Origin of the sequence: Rhizobium sp. ZK1, assembly GCF_047782645.1 — a bacterium.
Lineage (GTDB): Bacteria > Pseudomonadota > Alphaproteobacteria > Rhizobiales > Rhizobiaceae > Rhizobium.
In genome coordinates this window covers 4,229,434-4,249,466 of sequence record NZ_CP180586.1, presented here as the reverse complement: position 1 = coordinate 4,249,466, position 20,033 = coordinate 4,229,434, and the positions used below count along the sequence as shown (strand labels likewise).

Sequence of the window (20,033 nt, the reverse complement as noted above, 5' to 3'; positions counted from 1 at the left end):
CCGGCGAACGAAGCACACTGAATCATCGCGGCAAGGGCGGCGCAAGGCGGCGCATAGAGAATGAAAGGCCAGAGAGCCTTTATCCAAAAGAGGAAAGCCGTGAAGCTGCTGCCCGTACTCCTGAACGTCGTTTTGCTGCTGGTCATGCCGGTTGCGGCCTTCGCCCAGCAATCGCTGATCTCCGATCCGGAGATCTACGAGAAGAAGCATTTCCAGGAACAATGCACGGAAGCATCCTTCGGTGACGGCTTCCTCATCCGCCAGGATATCAACAATGACGGGCTGATGGACGCGGTCGTCAACGAGGGCGAACTCACCTGCGACGGCCAGAAGGGTCCGCAGTGCAATGAAGACGGCTGCACCTATAATTTCTATCTGCAAGTGGCCGAAGGCGGCTACTTCATGATCGCGACCGCGCAGATCTTCGGCTACGACTTCGTGCAGCGCTTTGGCAATATGGTGCTCGCTATGAAAATGAGTCCGCGCTTCTGCGATCGCACCGGCGGCGACCCCTGTGTCGTCACCACCCGCGTGCGCGGCACGAAATTCGTCACCATCTCCAAGAAATAGTCCTCAGCTCGGAAAGAGTGCCGAGGTGCGGCCGGCAAGGTACGGCCAAAGATCCAGACGAGCTTCGAAAATACGAACAGGTTCAACTCCTCGCCTGATAGCGTCTGGCCTTCCTATCCAATTCGAGAACGACTGCAATGATTGCCGTTACCTGGTGTGCACAGGATGTGGTTGGGGAGCTGCGATCTTTTGATTGAACCGCCGCTGCAGCGGGCGGGGAATAAACAGGGCGACAATCGCCAGCGCCATCGCGAAGATGGAGACCAGCCACAGCGCCTGCGCGCCCACAAGACGGGTCATGAGGGCACCGCTGATGGCGCCGAGCACCATGCCGCCCCACGGCACGATCTGGATCGTCCAGTCGAGGCGCCGGTCGCCGATGATCCAGCGGCCTATGCCGCGGCCGAAGCGCGACAGCGCGCCGGTCACATAGGTCAGGCCGATCGGCAGTCCTTCTATATGCTCGACCGCCGCATTCACCATGCCCATTGTGAGAACGATCATATAGAAACGTGTCATCAACAGATCCTGCGGCGTCATCATCGAGGCCAGCGCCAGCATGAGGCTGACGCAGCAGAGCACGACGAAGATGCGTCGTTCGGCCCGGTGGGCGACGACGATGCCGGCGGCATTGCCAAGCACGAAGACAATGATGGCAGACAGCAGCACGGCGGCGTGCCTGACATCGCCACTGCTCAGCGCCAGTGCCGCCCGCGTCGTATTGCCGGTCATAAAGGAAACGAAGTCGCCGGTCAGAAACAAACCGGTCGCATCCGTCATTCCGGCGAGAAAGGAAATCGCACCGACCAGCGCAAGTCCAGTCGCGGTCCTACGGGTTCTGATGATGCGGCGGCGTCTTGCTCGTGTCATGCTTCGGGTCCGGGAAATGTCGAATCGGTTGACTTCGACGACCAATATAAAAACCCGCTTTCAGCCGCTGGCAAAGCGGCGACGGAGGAATCACCGAAAAATGTCAGTTATGTTGACCTGAGGTGTTTATTGAACCGCATTGGAGGGTTTGGTGGAGCTAAGCGGGATCGAACCGCTGACCTCTTGCATGCCATGCAAGCGCTCTCCCAGCTGAGCTATAGCCCCATCAGGGTGGCCCGGCCTGCGCCGGTCCTGGGATGGTCCGGAGGGCGTTCCCTCTGGAGTGGCGGCTTATTACTTGCGGTTTTCGCAGATGGCAAGCCTAAAAGATCCGGCCCGGAAAATTTTTGTCATCCGGGCCGGTATTCGTTCGATCAGACTTCGTCTTCGTCGCCGGTGACGCCGATGATGTCGCTCATGTCGTCATCTTCGTCATCTTCATCGGCTTCGAGGAAGGTATCGTCGTCATCGCCTTCGATTTCGACATCGTCGTCACCCATGTCAGGGATATCGTCGCCAGACGCGCCATCTTCGGCATCTTCGAGCGAAACCAGTTCGACTTCGGTGTTTTCGGTATCGACTTCGGCAACCTCGTCCTCATCCTGAACTTCGGCGATTGCCGAGGTTTCTTCGAAGAAGGACAGGGGGTAGGATTTACCGGTGTAAGGGGAGACGATCGGGTCCCGGTTCAGGTCGTAGAACTTCTTGCCGGTTTCCGGATCGGTGCGCTTGGTTCCAAGTTCCGCTTTCGCCACTATAAGCCTCATGAGAATGGCCGAATGCGAGATTCGGCAAATGCCGTCAAACCGGCGTTCTATTCGGAATTTATAAGCCGGTCCCCTTAATCGCTACGGCTTCCCGTGTCAAAGCTAAACTTCATGGGGCACTTCAGGCGTTTGTCCGGCATTCCGGATGACCGCTCGGCAAGTTTGTGCTAACCAGCCGCGATTGCCGCAAAGCCCGCCGGAAAAATATCCCGGCGCCGAGGTGTGAGCGGCCCGAAAATTGCCTTTGCAAGGGACTAGCCCATGTCGCAGGGTTCTGCATTGAAGCCGGCCAGCGCCCGCAGATCCTCCGGGCTTTCCGGAACCATTCGCATTCCCGGCGACAAATCGATCTCGCATCGAGCACTCATGCTCGGCGGGCTGGCATCGGGGGAAACGCGCATTACCGGGCTCCTCGAAGGCGAGGATGTACTGAATACCGGGAAGGCGATGCAGGCTATGGGTGCCGTGATCCGCAGGGAAGGCGGCGTTTGGATCATAAACGGAACAGGCAACGGCGCATTGCTTGCGCCGGAGGTTCCGCTCGATTTCGGCAATTCCGGCACCGGCGCGCGCCTGACCATGGGCCTTGCAGGCGTCTATGATTTCGACACCGTCTTCACCGGTGACGCCTCGCTCTCTCGGCGGCCGATGAGCCGCGTGCTCGATCCGTTGCGCCGCATGGGCGTGCAAGTGAAGGCCGCGGAGGGCGACCGCCTGCCGGTCATGCTGCGCGGGCCGGAAACGCCGGCCCCGATCCGCTACATCCTGCCCGTCGCCTCGGCGCAGGTGAAGTCAGCGATGCTGCTTGCCGGCCTCAATATACCGGGTGTGACGACGGTTATCGAGCCGGCGATTACGCGCGACCATACGGAAAAGATGCTGGCCGGCTTCGGCGCGGAACTGTCGGTCGAGACCGACAAGGGCGGTAGGCGGACGGTCCGGCTGCAAGGCCGCGGCAGGCTGACCGGCCAGATCGTCGACGTGCCCGGCGACCCCTCCTCCGCTGCTTTCCCACTCGTGGCGGCTTTGCTGGTGCCGGGCTCGGACATCATCGTCTCCAATGTGCTGATGAACCCGATGAGAACCGGACTGGTCCTGACGCTGCGGGAGATGGGCGCCGGTATCGAGATCCTCAACCCGCGCCTTGCAGGCCGCGAGGAGGTGGCGGATCTGCACGTGCGCCACTCCGAACTGACGGGCATTAGCGTGCCGGCAGAACGTGCACCATCGATGATCGATGAATATCCGGTACTTGCCGTCGCTGCCGCCTTTGCCAAGGGCCGAACAGTGATGAACGGTCTGCAGGAACTGCGGGTCAAGGAGTCAGACCGGCTCTCGGCCGTCGCTGACGGGCTGAAGCTCAACGGCGTCGATTGCGAGGAAGGCAATGACTGGCTTTCCGTTACCGGCCAGCCGGATGGCAAGGGGCTCGGCAATGCTGCCGGCGAGCATGTCACCACGCATCTCGACCATCGTATCGCCATGAGCTTCCTTGTCATGGGACTGGCTTCGGAGCATCCTGTCGGCATCGATGACAGCAGCATGATTGCAACCAGCTTTCCGCAGTTCATGGATCTGATGGAAGGTCTGGGGGCAGGGATCGAGCAGGCCTGACATGTACCAGCCGCCACATTTCCGCGAAGACGATCTCAATGTGCAGCACGCGCTGATGCGCGCGTACCCGCTTGGCCTGCTGATTACGGCGGGCGCCTCCGAATTGGTCGTTAACTCCGTGCTGCTCCATCTCGATGCCGGCGCATCAGAGAAGGAACGCTGCGGCGAGGGTGTTGCCAAAGGCCTCACCGAGATGGCAGAGCAGGCCGAAATGCAGGAACTGGTGCGCCGCTACGGCGGCCTCGGCACGGAATGATTTCATGAGCGACAGCTTCATCATCGCCATCGACGGCCCTGCCGCGGCAGGCAAAGGCACCCTTTCGCGAGGGATCGCCGAACAATACGGCTTCCACCACCTCGATACCGGCCTCACCTATCGGGCGGCCGCCAAGGCGCTCATCGACGCCGGCCTGCCGCTCGACGACGAGACGATCGCTGAAAAGATGGCGCGCGAGGTTGAACTGACCGGGCTCGATCGCGATATATTGTCGAGACATGAGATCGGCGAAGCCGCCTCGAAGATTGCCGTGATGCCGGCAGTTCGCCGGGCGCTGGTTGAGGCGCAGCGGCGGTTTTCCGAGAGGCCGCCGGGGACGGTTCTCGACGGTCGCGATATCGGCACCGTCGTCTGCCCTGCAGCACCGGTGAAGCTGTATGTAACGGCATCGCCGGAAGTCCGTGCGAAGCGCCGTTACGACGAGATTATCGGCAAGGGAGGCTCGGCGGATTTCGACGCGATCTTCGAGGACGTGAAACGGCGCGACGATCGCGACATGAACCGGGCGGATAGCCCAATGAAACCGGCTAATGATGCGCACTTGCTTGACACGTCGGAAATGAGTATAGAGGCCGCGTTTCAAGCTGCCAGGTCGATCATCGACGCTGCCTTGAGCCGAAATGCCTAAAAATGAGCGACTTTCCGTGCTTCAAGCGCGGAGGCAATGCAAAAGAAGCCTGAAATTCCGTCCAAGCGCCGGATTGCCTTCGTGAAAGAAGGCGGACTGGGTTCAGGCCCGTTCAACACGAACCAACCGGCGCATACGTGAGCCTTAACGCTATCGAAGGCCACGCAGGAGATTTTATGTCAGTAGCAACTCCCTCTCGCGAGGATTTCGCGGCCCTTCTCGAAGAGTCCTTTGCCAAGAACGATCTGGCCGAAGGCTATGTTACCAAGGGTATCGTCACGGGCATCGAAAAGGATGTCGCCGTTGTTGACGTCGGCCTGAAGGTCGAAGGCCGCATCGCGCTCAAGGAATTCGGCGCACGTGCCAAGGACGGTTCGCTGAAGGTCGGCGACGAAGTCGAAGTTTACGTCGAGCGCATCGAAAACGCGCTGGGCGAAGCAGTTCTGTCGCGCGAGAAGGCTCGCCGCGAAGAAAGCTGGATCAAGCTCGAAGCCAAATTCGAAGCTGGCGAGCGCGTCGAAGGCGTGATCTTCAACCAGGTCAAGGGCGGCTTCACGGTCGACCTCGACGGTGCGATCGCCTTCCTGCCGCGCTCTCAGGTCGATATCCGCCCGATCCGCGACGTCACCCCGCTGATGCACAACCCGCAGCCCTTCGAAATCCTCAAGATGGACAAGCGTCGCGGCAACATCGTGGTTTCGCGCCGTACGGTTCTGGAAGAATCCCGTGCCGAGCAGCGTTCTGAAATCGTGCAGAACCTCGAAGAAGGCCAGGTTGTTGACGGCGTCGTCAAGAATATCACCGACTACGGTGCGTTCGTTGACCTCGGCGGCATTGACGGCCTGCTGCACGTCACCGACATGGCATGGCGCCGCGTGAACCATCCGTCGGAAATCCTGAACATCGGCCAGCAGGTCAAGGTTCAGATCATCCGCATCAACCAGGAAACCCACCGCATCTCGCTCGGCATGAAGCAGCTCGAGTCCGATCCGTGGGATGGCATCCAGGCCAAGTATCCGGAAGGCAAGAAGATTTCCGGTACTGTCACGAACATCACCGACTACGGTGCGTTCGTCGAGCTGGAGCCGGGCATCGAAGGCTTGATCCACATCTCGGAAATGTCCTGGACCAAGAAGAACGTTCACCCCGGCAAGATCCTGTCCACGAGCCAGGAAGTCGAAGTCGTCGTTCTCGAAGTTGATCCGTCCAAGCGCCGTATTTCGCTCGGCCTCAAGCAGACGCTGGAAAACCCCTGGGCAGCATTCGCCCGCAGCCATCCGGCCGGCACTGAAGTCGAAGGCGAAGTCAAGAACAAGACCGAATTCGGCCTGTTCATCGGCCTCGACGGCGATGTCGACGGCATGGTTCACCTCTCCGACCTCGACTGGAACCGTCCGGGCGAACAGGTCATCGAGGAGTTCAACAAGGGCGACGTCGTCAAGGCTGTCGTTCTTGACGTGGACGTCGAAAAGGAACGCATCTCGCTCGGCATCAAGCAGCTCGGCAAGGATGCAGTCGGCGAAGCCGCTGCTTCCGGAGACCTGCGCAAGAATGCAGTCGTTTCCTGCGAAGTCATCGCTGTTAACGACGGCGGCGTCGAAGTGAAGCTCGTCAACCACGAGGACATCACTTCGTTCATCCGTCGCGCCGACCTCGCCCGCGACCGCGACGAGCAGCGCCCTGAGCGCTTCTCGGTCGGCCAGGTGTTCGACGCCCGCGTCACGAACTTCTCCAAGAAGGACCGCAAGATCATGCTGTCCATCAAGGCTCTGGAAATCGCGGAAGAGAAGGAAGCCGTTGCTCAGTTCGGTTCGTCCGACTCGGGCGCGTCGCTTGGCGACATCCTCGGCGCGGCTCTCAAGAACCGCGGCGGCGAATAATCCTTCGCTGATCCCTTAGAAATGAAGAACCCGCCGGAGCGATCCGGCGGGTTCTTTCGTTTGGGAGATTGTCTGGAGTTCTTTGTACCCACGCAATTCCGCTATGCGCACCCGCAGAATGTGCTTCGGATTATTCCCAGCCCACCATGCGCTGATAGAGGGCATAGACCGGATCGGCGACGGTTGCCGGCGTCGTAGAGGAATCGGGATCGAACATTTTCGGCTGCCGCCGCTCTTCACGCGGGGCGTCTCCTTCGCCGGCCTGCTGCTCTTCGTCCTGACCGGATTGCGCCTGCTGCTGTTGCTGCTGATCCTGAGAGCCGCCATTTTCATGTTGGCGATGAGGCGGCTCATCAGCCTTGGTTGCCTTGTATTCGTCGCGAGCGAACTGGTACGGCGTCTGGGCATAGGGCAGGCCGTCCGGCATACGTGCCGCAAGCGGAACGTATGAGGGTGTCTCGATCACCGGGAGAGGAACCGGCTGCGGCTGAGCGGCAATGTCCCTGGCAGGACGCGCCGTCTGGGCGGCTGTCGCGATCTCCGTCTGGGACGGGCGAGAAGCCTGGGTAGCCTGAGCAGATGCAGGCTCGACCACATCTTCTGGGGTGGCGCGAACCAGGCTCTCCGTCGCCTCGCTGATGACGGCCTCGTCCAGCATAGCATCGATTTCGACGGCAGCTTCGACGGGCGTATCCGTCAACAGGACAGTTGCCTCCTGCTCGCGGATGATCGTTGCGATCATTTGCGAAACCTGTTCGGTCATGGAGCTGGCAATGCCGGTCCAGCTGCGCGGGATCACCGGATCGGCCTTGGCAGAGATCGTCTGCTGCTCGAGAGCTGGGCCAGCCTGTTCCGGCTCGACCACTTCCCGCTTTACCGATGCGACCTGGACTTCTTCTGTCTCTCTCGGCGTGGTCGCCTGCGATGAAGCGTCATGCGCCGCTGTCGCGGGCTGCCTTCCAGCCTGCTGGTCCTCAACGGCTAGATCGGTCGTCACGACAACAGCTGTTTCGGCTGGAACGATTTCTTCGGCAGCGGGTATCGCCGCACTTTCAACGGGTTTTGCTGCCAACTGACGTGCCGCAGACAGGTTTTCTCCCTGAAGCTTGATTTCCGGCCGCGGCTCGGTGCGGGGCAGCGGGGCAGCATCATTCTGGCGATAAGAGCGGACAACGGCGCGGGCCGCGAGATCCCTGTCCTTGTAGCTGACAATCTCGAGATAGGCGATGACACGGGTGGCCTCCGGCCCGGTCGGATCCTTGAGGGCTGCGGCGATCATTCTCAGCGGCAGGCTATGTCCGTCATCGGAAAGCTGGCGCTCGACCGCATCGATCTCGGCGTCGGGCATGCGACGGATGGCATCAGCGACACGGGTGGCAAAGGCCTGATCGGATTCGCCTTTGCCTCGCTGCAGCGATATGGTGCGTCCCGTCGCATTTATGATGTCGAGAAGTGCTTCAATCATGCGCTGGCGCGCGGCGATAAGCAGGATATTGAGCTTGCCGGCAATTGCGGCGTTGAGGTCGGCAGCTTCAACTGCATTCACCGGGGTGGGGGCGACCACCGAACGGCCGAGGCCGCCGGCAACGATTGCCGCCGTCTGACCCTGAGAAGAAAGGCTTGCATTGGACGCTGAACGAATGGGAGACAACACAGGCACGCTCCTTTCGCAAAGTGGCTATGAAAGCAGGTTCTACAAAGAGACCGAGCTCATCCGGCCTCTTGCATCCCGGCAGATCCTCCTGTCCGCATCGGCACTTTTTGTGCCGTCGAGTGCATAAAAATTAATAATAATCTTAACGAAAACGTCTTAACGAATAGCTAACGGCCGCGGACGATGTCCGTGGCCGTGCTGGTATGTCGGATGAAATGCGCCTTAGCTGTGGGCGAAGATATCTGCCTCTTCCCAGCCGAGAAGATCGAGCTTGGCGCGCGTCGGCAGGAATTCGAAGCAGGCCGTCGCGTGCTCCAGACGGCCATCGCGGATCAGGCGTTCGTTGAGCTTGTCACGCAGCGCGTGCAGATAGAGCACGTCGGAGGCGGCATATTCGAGCTGCGCCTGCGAGAGCGTTTCGGCAGCCCAGTCGGAGGACTGCTGCGTCTTGGAGATATCGATGTCGAGCATCTCCTTCAGATTATCCTTCAGACCGTGGCGATCCGTGTAGGTACGGATGAGGCGCGAGGCGATCTTCGTGCAGAAGACCGGTGTCGCGGTGACGCCGAATGTATGGAAGAGCACGGCGATATCGAAGCGGCCGTAGTGAAAGATCTTCTGGCGCGACGGATCGGCAAGCAGCGCGGTCAGGTTCGGCGCTTGCTTCTGACCGGCCGCTATGCGGATCACATCGGCAGAGCCGTCGCCCGGCGAAAGCTGGACGACGCAGAGGCGGTCCCGGCGCGGCACGAGGCCCAGCGTTTCGGTATCGATCGCGATCGCGCCAATGTAACGGGCGGCATCCGCCGCGGAAATATCGCCTTGGTGATAACGGATGGTGGCCGCCATGGGATGTCTCTCGTTCAGCTTCGTCTTTTCGGGCTATATCGCAAAGGGCGAAACCGCGAAACCGCTTTCCTGCTGCAGGCGGCCTTCAGGCGCGGCATAACCGCTCAATAGTGCGGCGGCTTGGTGATCGCCGGGGCTTCCAGCGATTGTTCCTCCAGGCTCAGGAACCGCTCGGTCAATCGATCGAGCTTGGCGCGCGTCTGCTCCATGACTTTCCATTGTTCGGCAAGCTGATCGGAAAGCTCATCGATCGTCTTTGCCTGATGGGCCAGCATTTCTTCCAGCTTCGTGATGCGGGCTGCCTCGTCGGACATCGGTTTTCTCCGGGGAAATCAGGTGGCATTTCCAAAGCCCAAATAGGCCGAAGCGTCAATGGTTTCGAGGCCTCACGAAAACGATTCCGAAATGAACCGCTTGGTTACCAAAAGCCCTTGCCGCATCCCGTCTTGTGGGGTAGGCCCTTATCCATCAGGGAGGATAACTGATGGATGTAGGCAATGGCTTTCTTCATCCGGACCGGCTCTTTCCCGCCGATCCGGCAACGCGGACAATAGCACGCGATCTCTATGAGACGGTGCGTGCCCTTCCGATCGTCAGCCCTCACGGGCATACCGAACCGTCCTGGTTCGCAGACGACAAGGCCTTCGAAGACGCCGCTTCGCTGCTCGTCATTCCCGACCACTATCTTTTCCGCATGCTGCACAGCACCGGCACCAAACTCGATGAGCTCGGTGTGCCACGGCTTGACGGCAAGCCGGTGGCAAGCGGCCGGGATATCTGGCGGGCTTTCGCTGCCAAATACCATCTTTTCCGCGGAACGCCGTCGAGCCTTTGGGTCGATCACGCCATGTCGGCCGTGCTCGGCTGTACAGAGCCGCTGACGACTGAGAATGCCGATGCGCTCTACGATCATATCAATGCGCAGCTGAAACTTCCGGAGTTCCGGCCGCGGGCGCTGCATCAGCGCTTCGGCATCGAGACGATCGCCACAACCGAAGGCGCGCTCGATCTGCTTCCTCACCATCAGAAGATGGCGACCGACGGCTGGATCGGCAAAGTGCGCACCACCTACCGGCCTGACAGCGTCACCGATCCCGACGCCATCGGCTTCCGCGACAATCTCATCAAGTTCGGTGAGATCACCGGCTGCGACATCACCAAGTGGGACGGCCTCATCGAGGCACATCGTAAGCGGCGCGCCTATTTCCGCCAGTTCGGCGCAACGGCGACCGACCATGGCGTACCGACCGCCTTTACCGCCGATCTGCCGCTTACCGAAAAGCAGGCGCTGCTCGACAAGGCGCTGAAGGGACCCCTTTCGGCTGCTGATGCAGAGCTTTTCCGGGGCCAGATGGTGACGGAAATGGCCGGCCTCTCCGCCGAAGACGGCATGGTGATGCAGATCCATGCCGGTTCACGCCGCAACACCGACCGCGGGCTTTTCGAAACCCGTGGACCGAATATGGGCGCCGATATTCCGACGCGCACCGACTGGGTCGGCGGCCTCAATGCCCTGCTGTCGAAATACGGCCATGCGCCTGGCCTGCGCATCCTGCTCTTCACGCTCGACGAGACGACCTATGCCCGCGAGCTTGCGCCGATGGCCGGCCATTGGGCCTGCCTGATGATCGGGCCGCCCTGGTGGTTTCACGACAGCCCGCTTGGTATCCGCCGCTATCTCGACCAAGTGGTGGAGACAGCCGGTTTCGCCAATCTCGCCGGCTTCAACGACGATACGCGCGCGCTCCTGTCGATCCCCGCCCGCCACGATGTCTGGCGTCGCGAGATTTGCCGCTTCCTGGCGCAGCTTGCGGCCGAGCACCGGATTTCCAAAAAGGAAGCCGAAATCGTGACGCGCGAACTCTCCTATGACAATGCGAAGAAGGCCTACAAGCTGTGAGCGACAGACTACAGACCATAACCGGCCTTGCGCCGACAGCGAAGCTTCCTGCCTATGACCGGAATGCACTGAAGGCCGGCATCCTGCATCTTGGCCCCGGCGCCTTCTTCCGTGCTCATTTCGCGCCCTTCACGGATGGCGCGCTCGCAGCTGCAGGTGGCGACTGGGGCATTGAGGTGGCAAGCCTGCGCACGCCTGATGTTGCGGACAATCTGAGCGCTCAGAACGGGCTCTATACGGTGCTAATCCGCGACACGTCGGGGACAACGGCGCAGGTCATCGGCTCGATCCTTGGGGCGCATGTGGCGCCACGCGATCCGACCGGCCTGCTGGCACGGCTAGAAGACCCTGATATCCGCATCGTCAGCATGACCGTGACCGAAAAAGCTTACGGTTTCGATCCGGCAACGGGCGGGCTCGACCTCAAGCATCCCGATATCGTCGCCGACCTTGCCAACCGGCACGCGCCGCGCGGCGTTATCGGCTATCTGGTGGAAGGCCTTGCGCGGCGGCGCCAGAAGGGTATTGCACCCTTTACGCCGCTCAGCTGCGATAACCTGCCGAGCAACGGCGCAGTACTGAAGCGTCTCGTACTGGAATTCACCTCTCGCATCGATACCGACCTGCATGACTGGATTGAAGCGAACGTGCCCTTCCCGTCCACGATGGTCGACCGTATCACGCCGGCAAGCACCGATGCGACCTATGCCGATGCCAAGCGGCTGACGGGCCGCACCGACCTCGCGGCGATCGAGACAGAGCCTTTCACGCAATGGGTGATCGAAGATCATTTCGCCAATGGGCGGCCAGCCTGGGAAAAGGTGCGTGGCGCGCTGATGGTCGAGGAAGTCTCTGCCTATGAAAAGATGAAGCTGCGGATGCTGAATGGTGCGCATTCTCTGCTCGCCTATCTTGGCTATACAGCAGGCTATGAATTTATCCGCGACGTGATGGACGATGCCGGACTTGCCGCGCTGGCCCGCCGGCATATGAACGCGGCGGCGGCAACGCTCGACCCGGTTCCCGGTATCGATCTCGACGCCTATGCGGACGAGCTGATAGCACGCTTTGCAAACAAGGCGATCGCCCACCGGACCTATCAGATCGCCATGGATGGCACACAGAAACTGCCGCAGCGCTTGCTGGAGCCGGCAACCGAAGCGCTCGCAAAGGGTGGCAAGGCGGAGACCTACGCGATCGCTGTCGCCGCCTGGATGCGTTACGCAACGGGCGTCGACCGCAATGGCGAACGCTACGAATTGCGCGACCCACGGGCGGGAGAGATTGCAGCACTGATCGCGGATGTGCCGCGCAACGGCGGGGCTGTTTCAGCAGCGCTGTTCAAACTTCCGGGGCTGTTTCCAAAGGCACTGACCGGGAATATCGCCTGGACTGAGGACGTGGCCAACAAGCTGGAAATTCTGATCCAGGACGACAGGCTGCCGCTGTTTTGATGCCTTTCGTCATGATCCCCGTGCTTGTCGCGGGGTTCATCAGGTCCAAGTCCCTGGGCCTGCAATTTCGGACGTAAAACCGCCGCACACTTTCGTTGGACTTGATCCATCCTTGGCTGCCGCGAGGCTCAGGCTCTCACCCGCTTCATCTCGGGATCGTAAAGCGGCTTGAGGCTGACCTTGCAAGGCACACGCTCACAGGCAACATCGAGCTCATAGGTGCCGGAGAGAACGAAATCCTCCGTCACGCCGTCTGGGTTACGAACATAGCCATAGCCAATCGGCTTGCCGATGGTGTAGCCGAAGCCGCCGCTGGAAAGCCAGCCGACGCGCTTGCCGTCGCGGTAGATGGTTTCGCGGCCCAGCAGCACGATATCGGGATTTTCAGGCACGAGGCAGACGAGCATCTTCTTCACGCCGCCTTCAAGCTGGCGTTCGATCACCTCACGGCCCTTGAAAGGCGTGTTCTTCCGCATCTTCACGGCCCAGCTAAGGCCGGCTTCAACCGGCGTATGGTCCGGGCCGATATCGGAACCCCAGGCGCGATAGCCTTTTTCCAGGCGGCAGCTTTCGATGGCGCGGTAGCCGGCATTGACAAGGCCGAACCGTCCGTCCGTCGCCATCAGCGCGTCATAGACGGTGGTGGCATATTCGATCGGCACATGCAGTTCATAGCCGAGTTCGCCGACATAGGTGATACGCAGAGCCCGCACGGGGCAACCGGCAATACCGATGGTTTTGACCCGGCCGAAGGGGAAGGCGGCATTGGAGACGTCGCTGGTCGTGACCTCTTGCAGGATCGCGCGGGAATTCGGTCCCATCAGCGAGAGCACGGTATAGGCCGAGGTAACGTCAACGAGTTCGGCGTGGAGGCCATCGGGGATGTTGCGCGAAATCCAGTCGAAATCATGCGTGGCAAAACCGGTGCCGGTGACGATGTAATATTCGTTTTCGGCGATGCGGGCGCAGGTGAGGTCGCATTCGATGCCGCCCTTGTCGTTGAGCATCTGCGTGTAGATCAGCGAACCGACGGGCTTTGCAACATCGTTGGCGGCAATCCAGGATAGGGCTGTTTCAGCATCCCTGCCCTTCAGCACGAATTTGGCGAAGGATGTCTGATCGAAGATGACGGCTGCTTCGCGCACCGCCTTGTGTTCCCGGCCGACGGCATCGAACCAGTTCTGGCGAGCATAGGTATAAATGTCCTTCGGCTCTTCATTGGCGAAGAGATCGGCAAACCAGTTCGGCCGCTCCCAGCCGAGCTTTTCGCCGAAACAGGCACCCTGCGCCTTCAGCCGGTCATAGAGCGGTGATTTCCGGCACGGGCGGCCGCTTGTATATTCCTCAAAGGGGAAGGCCAGGGTGTAATGCTTGCCATAGGCCTCCAGCGTGCGAGTACGGACCCAGTCCGTATCGAAATGCGGCCGGCCGAACCGGCGGATATCGACCGGCCAGAGATCATAGGGCGGTTCGCCCTTGGTCACCCATTCAGCGAGCGCCATGCCGGCGCCGCCGGCCGAGGCAATGCCGAAAGCATTGAAACCGGCGCCGACGAAGAAATTCTTCAGTTCCGGTGCCTCACCAAGGATGAAATTGCCGTCGGGCGTAAAACTCTCCGGCCCGTTCAGAAGCTGTTTGATACCGACATTTTCCAGCGCCGGCACGCGGCCGAGCGCCTGTTCCATGATCTGCTCGAAATGGTCGAAATTGCTGTCGAGCAGCGTGTAGTGAAAACCATCGGGAATGCCGTCCAGAGCCCAGGCAATTGGATTCGGCTCGTAACCGCCCATGACCATGCCGCCGACCTCTTCCTTGTAGTAGGTGAGGCGATCGGGATCGCGCAGCGTCGGAAGGTTGGACGGCACACCGAAGGAATCGGTGATGATATACTGGTGTTCGACCGAGACGAGCGGCACGTTGACGCCAAAGCGGGCAGCGAAGCTGCGGGTCCACTGTCCCGCGCAGACCACCACGCGCTCGCATTCGATACGGCCCTGCGCCGTGACGACGGCGCGAATCCTGCCCTTGTCGATTTCGAGATCGAGAACTTCCCTATCTTCGAAGATCGAGACGCCGGCCATGCGCGCGCCTTTTGCCAGCGCTTGAGTGATGTCAGAAGGATTGGCTTGCCCATCCGTCGGAAGGAAGGCAGCACCAACGAGATCGTCTGTGGTCATCAGAGGCCAGAGATCGAAGGCCTCCTGCGGGTTCAGGAGATGCATTTCGAGGCCGAAGGACTGGGCTGTCGTCGCCTGGCGCTTGACCTCAGTCCAGCGCTCCTCATTGCAGGCAAGCCGCAAACCGCCATTCATCTTCCAGCCGGTGCCGAGGCCGGTTTCGGCTTCGAGCTTCTTGTAGAGATCGACGGAATATCCCAGAAGCTGGGTGATGTTGGCGCTGGTGCGCAATTGGCCGACGAGGCCAGCGGCATGGAATGTGGTGCCCGACGTCAATTTCTTGCGCTCCAGGAGCACCGTATCTGTCCAGCCGAGTTTCGCCAGATGATAGGCGGTCGAGCAGCCGATGATGCCGCCGCCGATGACCACGGCTTTCGCCGTCTTCGGTAATTCCTTCGTCATTCAATGATCCTGTTCAAATGCCCGATAGGCGCGCTCGAAGCGGGCGAGGTTTTCGGCCGTGTAGGCGGCGTAGTTGAAATCGATGGTCGAATGGATCTCGGAAATCATGCTCCATAGGGTCTCGCGCAGCAACGAGGCGCATTTCATGGCCCGGTAGCGGCCGCTGAGATCATCCGTCAGGGGCTGGTCGAAGTAGGTCTCCAGCATGAGGCGCTCCGCCTCCTCTGAAAACTCGTTGTTGGAGGCGAGACCGCCGAGATCGAAGAGCGGCGTATTGAAGCCCGCGTAATCCCAGTCGATCAGCCAGAGCCGCCGGCCGTCGTCGAGGAAATTGGCAGCGAGCAGGTCGTTGTGGCCGAAGGCGATTTCGAAGGGACCGGCCGCTGCTTCGAGACGCTCGGCTTTCTCCAGGAGATCGTCCAGCAAAGGTGTGTGCGGGCTGTTTGCGGCCTTCAGGTTCGCGATGTAGTCGCGGATTACATGGAAAACCCAGAAGATCATCGCCTGACCACGGAAATGGCGGGCCATATCGTAGTGGCAGCGGCGGATCAGCGGAATGAGACGGACAAGCGTTTCCGGCTTTCTGACATCGTCAGGCGAAAGCGGCGCGGCATCTATAAAATCCAGAACCAGCACGCCCGGCACGTGATGGATCACGGCGGGCGAAATCCCGGCCGCGTGGGCAGCGCGGCTTGCCGCGAGCTCATTCTGCCTGTTGATGTGATGAACCGGAATATCATCGCCGAGGCGAACGACCCGCCTAAGCGCGCCATCCTTCACGAGATAATTGCGGTTGGTAATGCCGCCGGTGATCGGGGCTATGTCAATCGGGCCTTGCCAGATGCCAAGCGCATGAATCCTCTCTTCAGGCGTCACACGTAACCCCCTCGTAGCCCTCAGGGAAATGATGGGCTTGAGAGGGATCGGCTGTCAAGTTGCGGCCAATTCAGATTGTCTTGCCAGCGGCATCAAAAACATGACAGCGGGCCGGATCGAAGGAGGCTTTCACGTTGGTGCCGCGCTCGACCTTCTGCTGACCATCGAGCGCGATGGTCAGCGTCTGGTTATCCGGCGTCGTGGTGTAAAGCATCGTGGCGCCGCCGAGGTTCTCGACGAGATCGACATTGACGGTCGAAAGCCCAGTGCCGCCTTCCGCCAAAGAGAGATGTTCGGGACGAATACCGAAAGTAACGTCCTGACCCGCCTGACCAGCAAGCCGGCGGCCGAGCTGAACGGAATTGCCGCAGACATTGAGCGTCGAGCCGGTGTCGGTGACGCTCTCGATCCTGGCATTAAGGAAGTTCATCTTCGGGCTGCCGATAAAACCGGCGACGAAGCGGTTGGCGGGATTGTTGTAGAGATCGAGCGGAGCGCCGACCTGTTCGATGCGGCCGGAATTCAGCACGACGATCTTGTCGGCCATGGTCATGGCCTCCACCTGATCGTGGGTCACGTAGATCATCGTGTTGCCGAGGCTGCGGTGCAGGCGGGAAATCTCGACACGCATCTGCACGCGCAGTTCGGCATCGAGATTGGACAGAGGCTCGTCGAAGAGGAAGATGCGCGGCTCGCGCACGATGGCGCGGCCGATCGCAACGCGCTGGCGCTGACCACCCGATAGTGCCTTCGGCTTGCGCTCGAGCAGCTTCTCGATCTGCAGGATCTGCGCAGCGCGGCGCACTTTCGGCTCGATCTCGGCCCTTTTGTAACCTGCGGTTTCAAGGCCGAAGGCGAGGTTCTTGTAGACCGACATATGCGGATAGAGCGCGTAGGACTGGAAGACCATGGCGATGCCGCGCTTGGCCGGCGTCACCTCGTTCATGCGCTCATTGTCGAGCAGCAGCGCGCCGCCGGAGATTTCCTCAAGGCCGGCGATCATGCGCAGCAGCGTGGACTTGCCACAGCCCGAAGGGCCGACGAAGACGGCGAATTCGCCGGGATCGATCGTCAGGTCGATGCCGTGGATGACGTCGAGCTGGCCATAGCGCTTCTCGACTTTCTGAAGAACGACACTCGTTGCCATGTTCCGAAATCCCCTCTTATCTGGTTCTTGCACGCCAATCGGCGTATTTCGGGCTGTCTGGACCGATCGGCAAGGCGACATCAGCGCCGCTATCGGAAGATTGGTAGATGGCTGTCACCAGTTCCAGCGCGCGCCGGGCATCTGCGCTTGTCACCGGAAGCGAACCCGTGCCCATCAGGTAATCATGGAAGCGCAGCATCTGCGTGTTGAAACGCAGCGGCACGGGCTGCCAGTCGGCGATGACGGCATCGATCTTCGCCTGTACTTCATCGTCGGCAGCGATGATCTGCCAGGGATCCTGGCCGGGCGCATAGGCCTCGTGATTGCTTTCGAAGGTGATGTTCTCGAAATGCAGCCTGAGCCGGCTGATTTCGTTCTGCGAACCGAGCGTGCAGGACAGCGAGACGAAGGCGCCGTTCTGCATCTGCAGGCTGACGGAGGCGCAGTCTTCGACCTCGATCTCGTTGACGCGGGTCGCCACGCGGCCGAAAACGCGGACGGCAGGGCCGGCGAGATAGAAGAGCATGTCATGCAGATGGAGCGCGTGAGTGACGAGCACGCCGCCGAGTTCGGTTGCCCATTTGCCGCGCCAGGGAACGGCATAATATTCCGGCTTGCGGCGCCAGAAAGTTTCGACCGAACCCATGTAGAACCTGCCGGCAAGACCGGCATCGATGATGCGCTTGGCCTTTTCGACGCCGTCGCCATAGCGATATTGGAAGATCGGCATCAACGTGCCCTTGGCGGTCTTCTCGGCCCCGATGATTTCGTCGGCTCCGGCGAGCGAACCGGTGAGCGGCTTCTCGCAGACCACATGCTTGCCGGCAGCAAGTGCTGCGATCACCTGCTCCTTATGGATGCCGGGCGGCGTGCAGATATCGATGATGTCGATGCTGTCGTCTGCAAGCAGCTCATCGAAAGAGGTCGTGCGCCGTTCGATGCCGAATTCGTCGCCAATCGTCTTCAGGCGGTCTTCGTTCAGGTCGCAGATCGCTGTGACCTTGAATTTGTCCGGATGCGGCAGATAACCCTCGACGATATGGGAGCGGCCGATACCGCAGCCGATGATCGCGACTGTCTTGATGCTCATGTCATTCTTTCCTGTCTGGCTTTCCTGCTCGATCCATCAACGCTTCATGCCGGTCGTGGCGATGCCTTCGATCAGCAGGCGCTGGAAGAACAGGAAGAAGAAGAACACGGGCACCAGGGTCAGCGTCGACATGGCGAACAGTCCGCCCCAATCCGATGCGCTGGTGGAGTCCACGAAAGTGCGCAGGCCGAGCTGGATCGTGTAGGTGTTCATGTCGTTGAGGTAGATCAGCGGACCGAAGAAATCGTCCCAGGTCCAGATGAAGGAGAAGATCGCGGCTGTCGCCAGAACCGGCAGCGACAGCGGCAGCATGATCTTCCAATAGATGCGCCAGGCGCTGCAGCCGTCCATCATCGCGGCCTCATCGAGTTCACGCGGGATGCCGCGGAAGAACTGCACCATGAGGAAGATGAAGAAGGCGTCGCTTGCCAGGAACTTCGGCACGACCAGCGGCAGGATGGTGTTGACCCAGCCGAGATCGAGGAAGAGCACATATTGCGGGATCAGCGTCACGTGATAGGGGATCATCAGCGTGCCGAGCATGATCGCGAACCAGAAGTTCCGGCCGGCAAAACGCAGCCGCGCGAAGGCAAAGGCGGTCAGCGAACAGGCGATGACATTGCCAGCCACGACCAGCAGCGAGATGACGAGCGAATTCCAGAAGAAACGGCCGAAGGTGATGTCGAGACCGGTCCAGCCGCGCACATAGGAGGAGAAATCGACGGCCGACGGGATGAGCGAGGTCGATGAGAAGATCTCGTTTTCCGGCCTGACCGAGGCGGACACCATCCACAGCAGCGGATAGAGCATCAGCAGAGAGGCGGCGATCAGCAGCGCATGGATGATGATCGAAGCCGGCAGGCTGCGTTTGGCGATGTCCGATGGCGGCCGGGCCGCGGTGACGGAAGCGTTCATCTCAGTCATCGTAATGCACCCAGTAGCGCGAGGTCAGGAAGGAGAAGGCGGTGAAGATCGCGATGATCACCACGAGGATCCAGGCGAGCGCCGAGGCATAGCCCATGCGGAAATTGCCGAAGGCTTCCTGATAGAGATAGAGCGTGTAGAAGAGCGTCGAATTGATCGGGCCGCCTGTGCCGCCGGAGATGATGAAAGCCGGCGTAAAGGCCTTGAAGGCATCGATCGTCTGGACGACGGCGTTGAAGAAGATCACCGGTGTCAGAAGCGGCAGCGTGATCTTGTAGAACTGGCGGAGTTTCGAGGCGCCGTCGAGGCTTGCGGCCTCATACATGTCCTGAGGGATCTGGCGCAGACCGGCCAGGAAAATGATCATCGGCGAGCCGAACTGCCAGACGGAGAGCGCTACCAGCGTATAGATCGAATAGCTCGGATGCGAAATCCAGCTCGGGCCGACAATGCCGAAATGCGAGAGTGCGGCGTTGACGAGGCCATCGCTGGCGAAAAGCTGGCGCCACAGCACGGCGATCGCCACGCTGCCGCCGAGAAGCGACGGAAGGTAGAAGATCGCGCGGTAGATCGGCAGGCCGCGCAGGCCTCGGTTCAGGGCCAGTGCGACGAGCAGCGCGAAGGTCAGCTTGAAGGGAACCGACAGCACGACATAGGTCAATGTGACGGACATGGCCGATGCGAATTTCGGATCGGCTGTGGCGATGCGCACATAATTTGCCGCTCCTACCCAACCCGGCGCCCTCAGCATGTCGAAGTCGGTGAAGGACAGATAGAGCGAAATCAGGGCCGGGCCGAGTGTCAGGCCAAAAAAACCTATGAGCCAGGGAAGCAGAAAGAGATAGCCGGGAGCATTGGCATTCCAGAGGCGCCGGAAGCGTCCGTCAGCCCGTACTCCCTGATATCTTTCCACTGTTACCGTCCCTGCGGACGTGCGCATCGCATTTGTCATAT

At 60.5% G+C, this 20,033-nt stretch carries 17 protein-coding genes, 1 tRNA gene and 1 pseudogene; 7 read left to right on the top strand and 12 right to left on the bottom strand.

Annotated elements, in window-relative coordinates; translation table 11 throughout:
- The first annotated feature begins 60 nt into the window (after positions 1-60).
- Positions 61-570 carry a hypothetical protein gene (locus tag ACK9YZ_RS21335; RefSeq protein WP_416065085.1) on the top strand — a complete coding sequence of 170 codons (510 nt, stop codon included), beginning with the start codon at positions 61-63 and terminating at the stop codon, positions 568-570.
- A gap of 147 nt (positions 571-717) precedes the next feature.
- On the opposite strand, the gene ACK9YZ_RS21330 is transcribed toward ACK9YZ_RS21335, so the two are convergent.
- The 3 genes from ACK9YZ_RS21330 to ACK9YZ_RS21320 all read right to left on the bottom strand — a co-directional run bounded on the left by ACK9YZ_RS21330 (position 718) and on the right by ACK9YZ_RS21320 (position 2,195).
- Entirely contained in the window at positions 718-1,440 is a 723-nt protein-coding gene (locus ACK9YZ_RS21330; protein ID WP_416065084.1) for a YoaK family protein, read from the bottom strand.
- A gap of 149 nt (positions 1,441-1,589) precedes the next feature.
- Positions 1,590-1,665: transfer RNA gene (locus tag ACK9YZ_RS21325), tRNA-Ala, on the bottom strand.
- Between the two features lie 149 nt (positions 1,666-1,814).
- On the bottom strand, positions 1,815-2,195 hold the full coding sequence (locus tag ACK9YZ_RS21320) for a TIGR02300 family protein (protein WP_216756478.1): 381 nt from the start codon (positions 2,193-2,195) through the stop codon (positions 1,815-1,817).
- A 273-nt stretch (positions 2,196-2,468) separates the two neighbouring features.
- On the opposite strand from ACK9YZ_RS21320, the gene aroA reads away from it, so the two are divergent.
- The 4 genes and pseudogenes from aroA to rpsA all read left to right on the top strand — a co-directional run bounded on the left by aroA (position 2,469) and on the right by rpsA (position 6,606).
- Positions 2,469-3,821 (top strand): 3-phosphoshikimate 1-carboxyvinyltransferase, encoded by a 1,353-nt coding sequence (gene aroA, locus ACK9YZ_RS21315; protein WP_416065083.1) that lies wholly within the window; start codon positions 2,469-2,471, stop codon positions 3,819-3,821.
- Between the two features lies 1 nt (position 3,822).
- Positions 3,823-3,975: pseudogene (locus tag ACK9YZ_RS21310) on the top strand (FMN-binding negative transcriptional regulator); the annotation flags it as partial.
- A gap of 106 nt (positions 3,976-4,081) precedes the next feature.
- Positions 4,082-4,726, top strand: coding sequence for a (d)CMP kinase (cmk, locus tag ACK9YZ_RS21305; protein WP_416065082.1), 645 nt, complete (start codon positions 4,082-4,084; stop codon positions 4,724-4,726).
- A gap of 176 nt (positions 4,727-4,902) precedes the next feature.
- Positions 4,903-6,606: a 30S ribosomal protein S1 gene (rpsA, locus tag ACK9YZ_RS21300; protein ID WP_028757934.1), complete on the top strand. Its 1,704-nt coding sequence runs from the start codon at positions 4,903-4,905 to the stop codon at positions 6,604-6,606.
- Positions 6,607-6,736: 130 nt separating this feature from the next.
- Here rpsA and ACK9YZ_RS21295 read toward each other — a convergent pair whose 3' ends face one another.
- The 3 genes from ACK9YZ_RS21295 to ACK9YZ_RS21285 form a co-directional block, all read right to left on the bottom strand.
- A complete protein-coding gene (locus ACK9YZ_RS21295; RefSeq protein ID WP_416065081.1) occupies positions 6,737-8,260 on the bottom strand; it encodes a hypothetical protein in 1,524 nt (507 codons plus the stop codon).
- 222 nt (positions 8,261-8,482) lie between these two features.
- The gene (locus ACK9YZ_RS21290) at positions 8,483-9,109 is read right to left on the bottom strand and encodes a ribonuclease D (RefSeq protein ID WP_216756474.1); all 627 of its coding nucleotides are present in this window, start codon (positions 9,107-9,109) and stop codon (positions 8,483-8,485) included.
- A 104-nt stretch (positions 9,110-9,213) separates the two neighbouring features.
- Positions 9,214-9,423, bottom strand: a complete 210-nt coding sequence (locus ACK9YZ_RS21285) for a SlyX family protein (RefSeq protein WP_112542868.1) — start codon at positions 9,421-9,423, stop codon at positions 9,214-9,216.
- Positions 9,424-9,593: 170 nt separating this feature from the next.
- On the opposite strand from ACK9YZ_RS21285, the gene uxaC reads away from it, so the two are divergent.
- Together uxaC and ACK9YZ_RS21275 are read left to right on the top strand one after the other, a co-directional pair.
- Positions 9,594-11,009, top strand: coding sequence for a glucuronate isomerase (gene uxaC, locus ACK9YZ_RS21280; RefSeq protein ID WP_416065080.1), 1,416 nt, complete (start codon positions 9,594-9,596; stop codon positions 11,007-11,009).
- The gene (locus tag ACK9YZ_RS21275) at positions 11,006-12,463 is read left to right on the top strand and encodes a mannitol dehydrogenase family protein (RefSeq protein WP_216756472.1); all 1,458 of its coding nucleotides are present in this window, start codon (positions 11,006-11,008) and stop codon (positions 12,461-12,463) included. Before uxaC ends, ACK9YZ_RS21275 begins: the two co-directional genes overlap by 4 nt.
- A 128-nt stretch (positions 12,464-12,591) precedes the next feature.
- On the opposite strand, the gene ACK9YZ_RS21270 is transcribed toward ACK9YZ_RS21275, so the two are convergent.
- The 6 genes from ACK9YZ_RS21270 to ACK9YZ_RS21245 all read right to left on the bottom strand — a co-directional run bounded on the left by ACK9YZ_RS21270 (position 12,592) and on the right by ACK9YZ_RS21245 (position 20,031).
- Positions 12,592-15,042: a GcvT family protein gene (locus tag ACK9YZ_RS21270; protein ID WP_416065079.1), complete on the bottom strand. Its 2,451-nt coding sequence runs from the start codon at positions 15,040-15,042 to the stop codon at positions 12,592-12,594.
- Positions 15,043-15,918: a choline/ethanolamine kinase family protein gene (locus ACK9YZ_RS21265; RefSeq protein WP_416065078.1), complete on the bottom strand. Its 876-nt coding sequence runs from the start codon at positions 15,916-15,918 to the stop codon at positions 15,043-15,045.
- Between the two features lie 70 nt (positions 15,919-15,988).
- Positions 15,989-17,065, bottom strand: coding sequence for an ABC transporter ATP-binding protein (locus tag ACK9YZ_RS21260; protein WP_216756469.1), 1,077 nt, complete (start codon positions 17,063-17,065; stop codon positions 15,989-15,991).
- A 16-nt stretch (positions 17,066-17,081) separates the two neighbouring features.
- Positions 17,082-18,155: a Gfo/Idh/MocA family protein gene (locus tag ACK9YZ_RS21255; RefSeq protein WP_416065077.1), complete on the bottom strand. Its 1,074-nt coding sequence runs from the start codon at positions 18,153-18,155 to the stop codon at positions 17,082-17,084.
- A 36-nt stretch (positions 18,156-18,191) separates the two neighbouring features.
- Positions 18,192-19,079: a carbohydrate ABC transporter permease gene (locus tag ACK9YZ_RS21250; RefSeq protein WP_416065076.1), complete on the bottom strand. Its 888-nt coding sequence runs from the start codon at positions 19,077-19,079 to the stop codon at positions 18,192-18,194.
- Entirely contained in the window at positions 19,072-20,031 is a 960-nt protein-coding gene (locus ACK9YZ_RS21245) for a carbohydrate ABC transporter permease (protein WP_416065075.1), read from the bottom strand. The genes ACK9YZ_RS21250 and ACK9YZ_RS21245 overlap by 8 nt, the downstream gene beginning before the upstream one ends.
- Positions 20,032-20,033 lie beyond the last annotated feature (2 nt).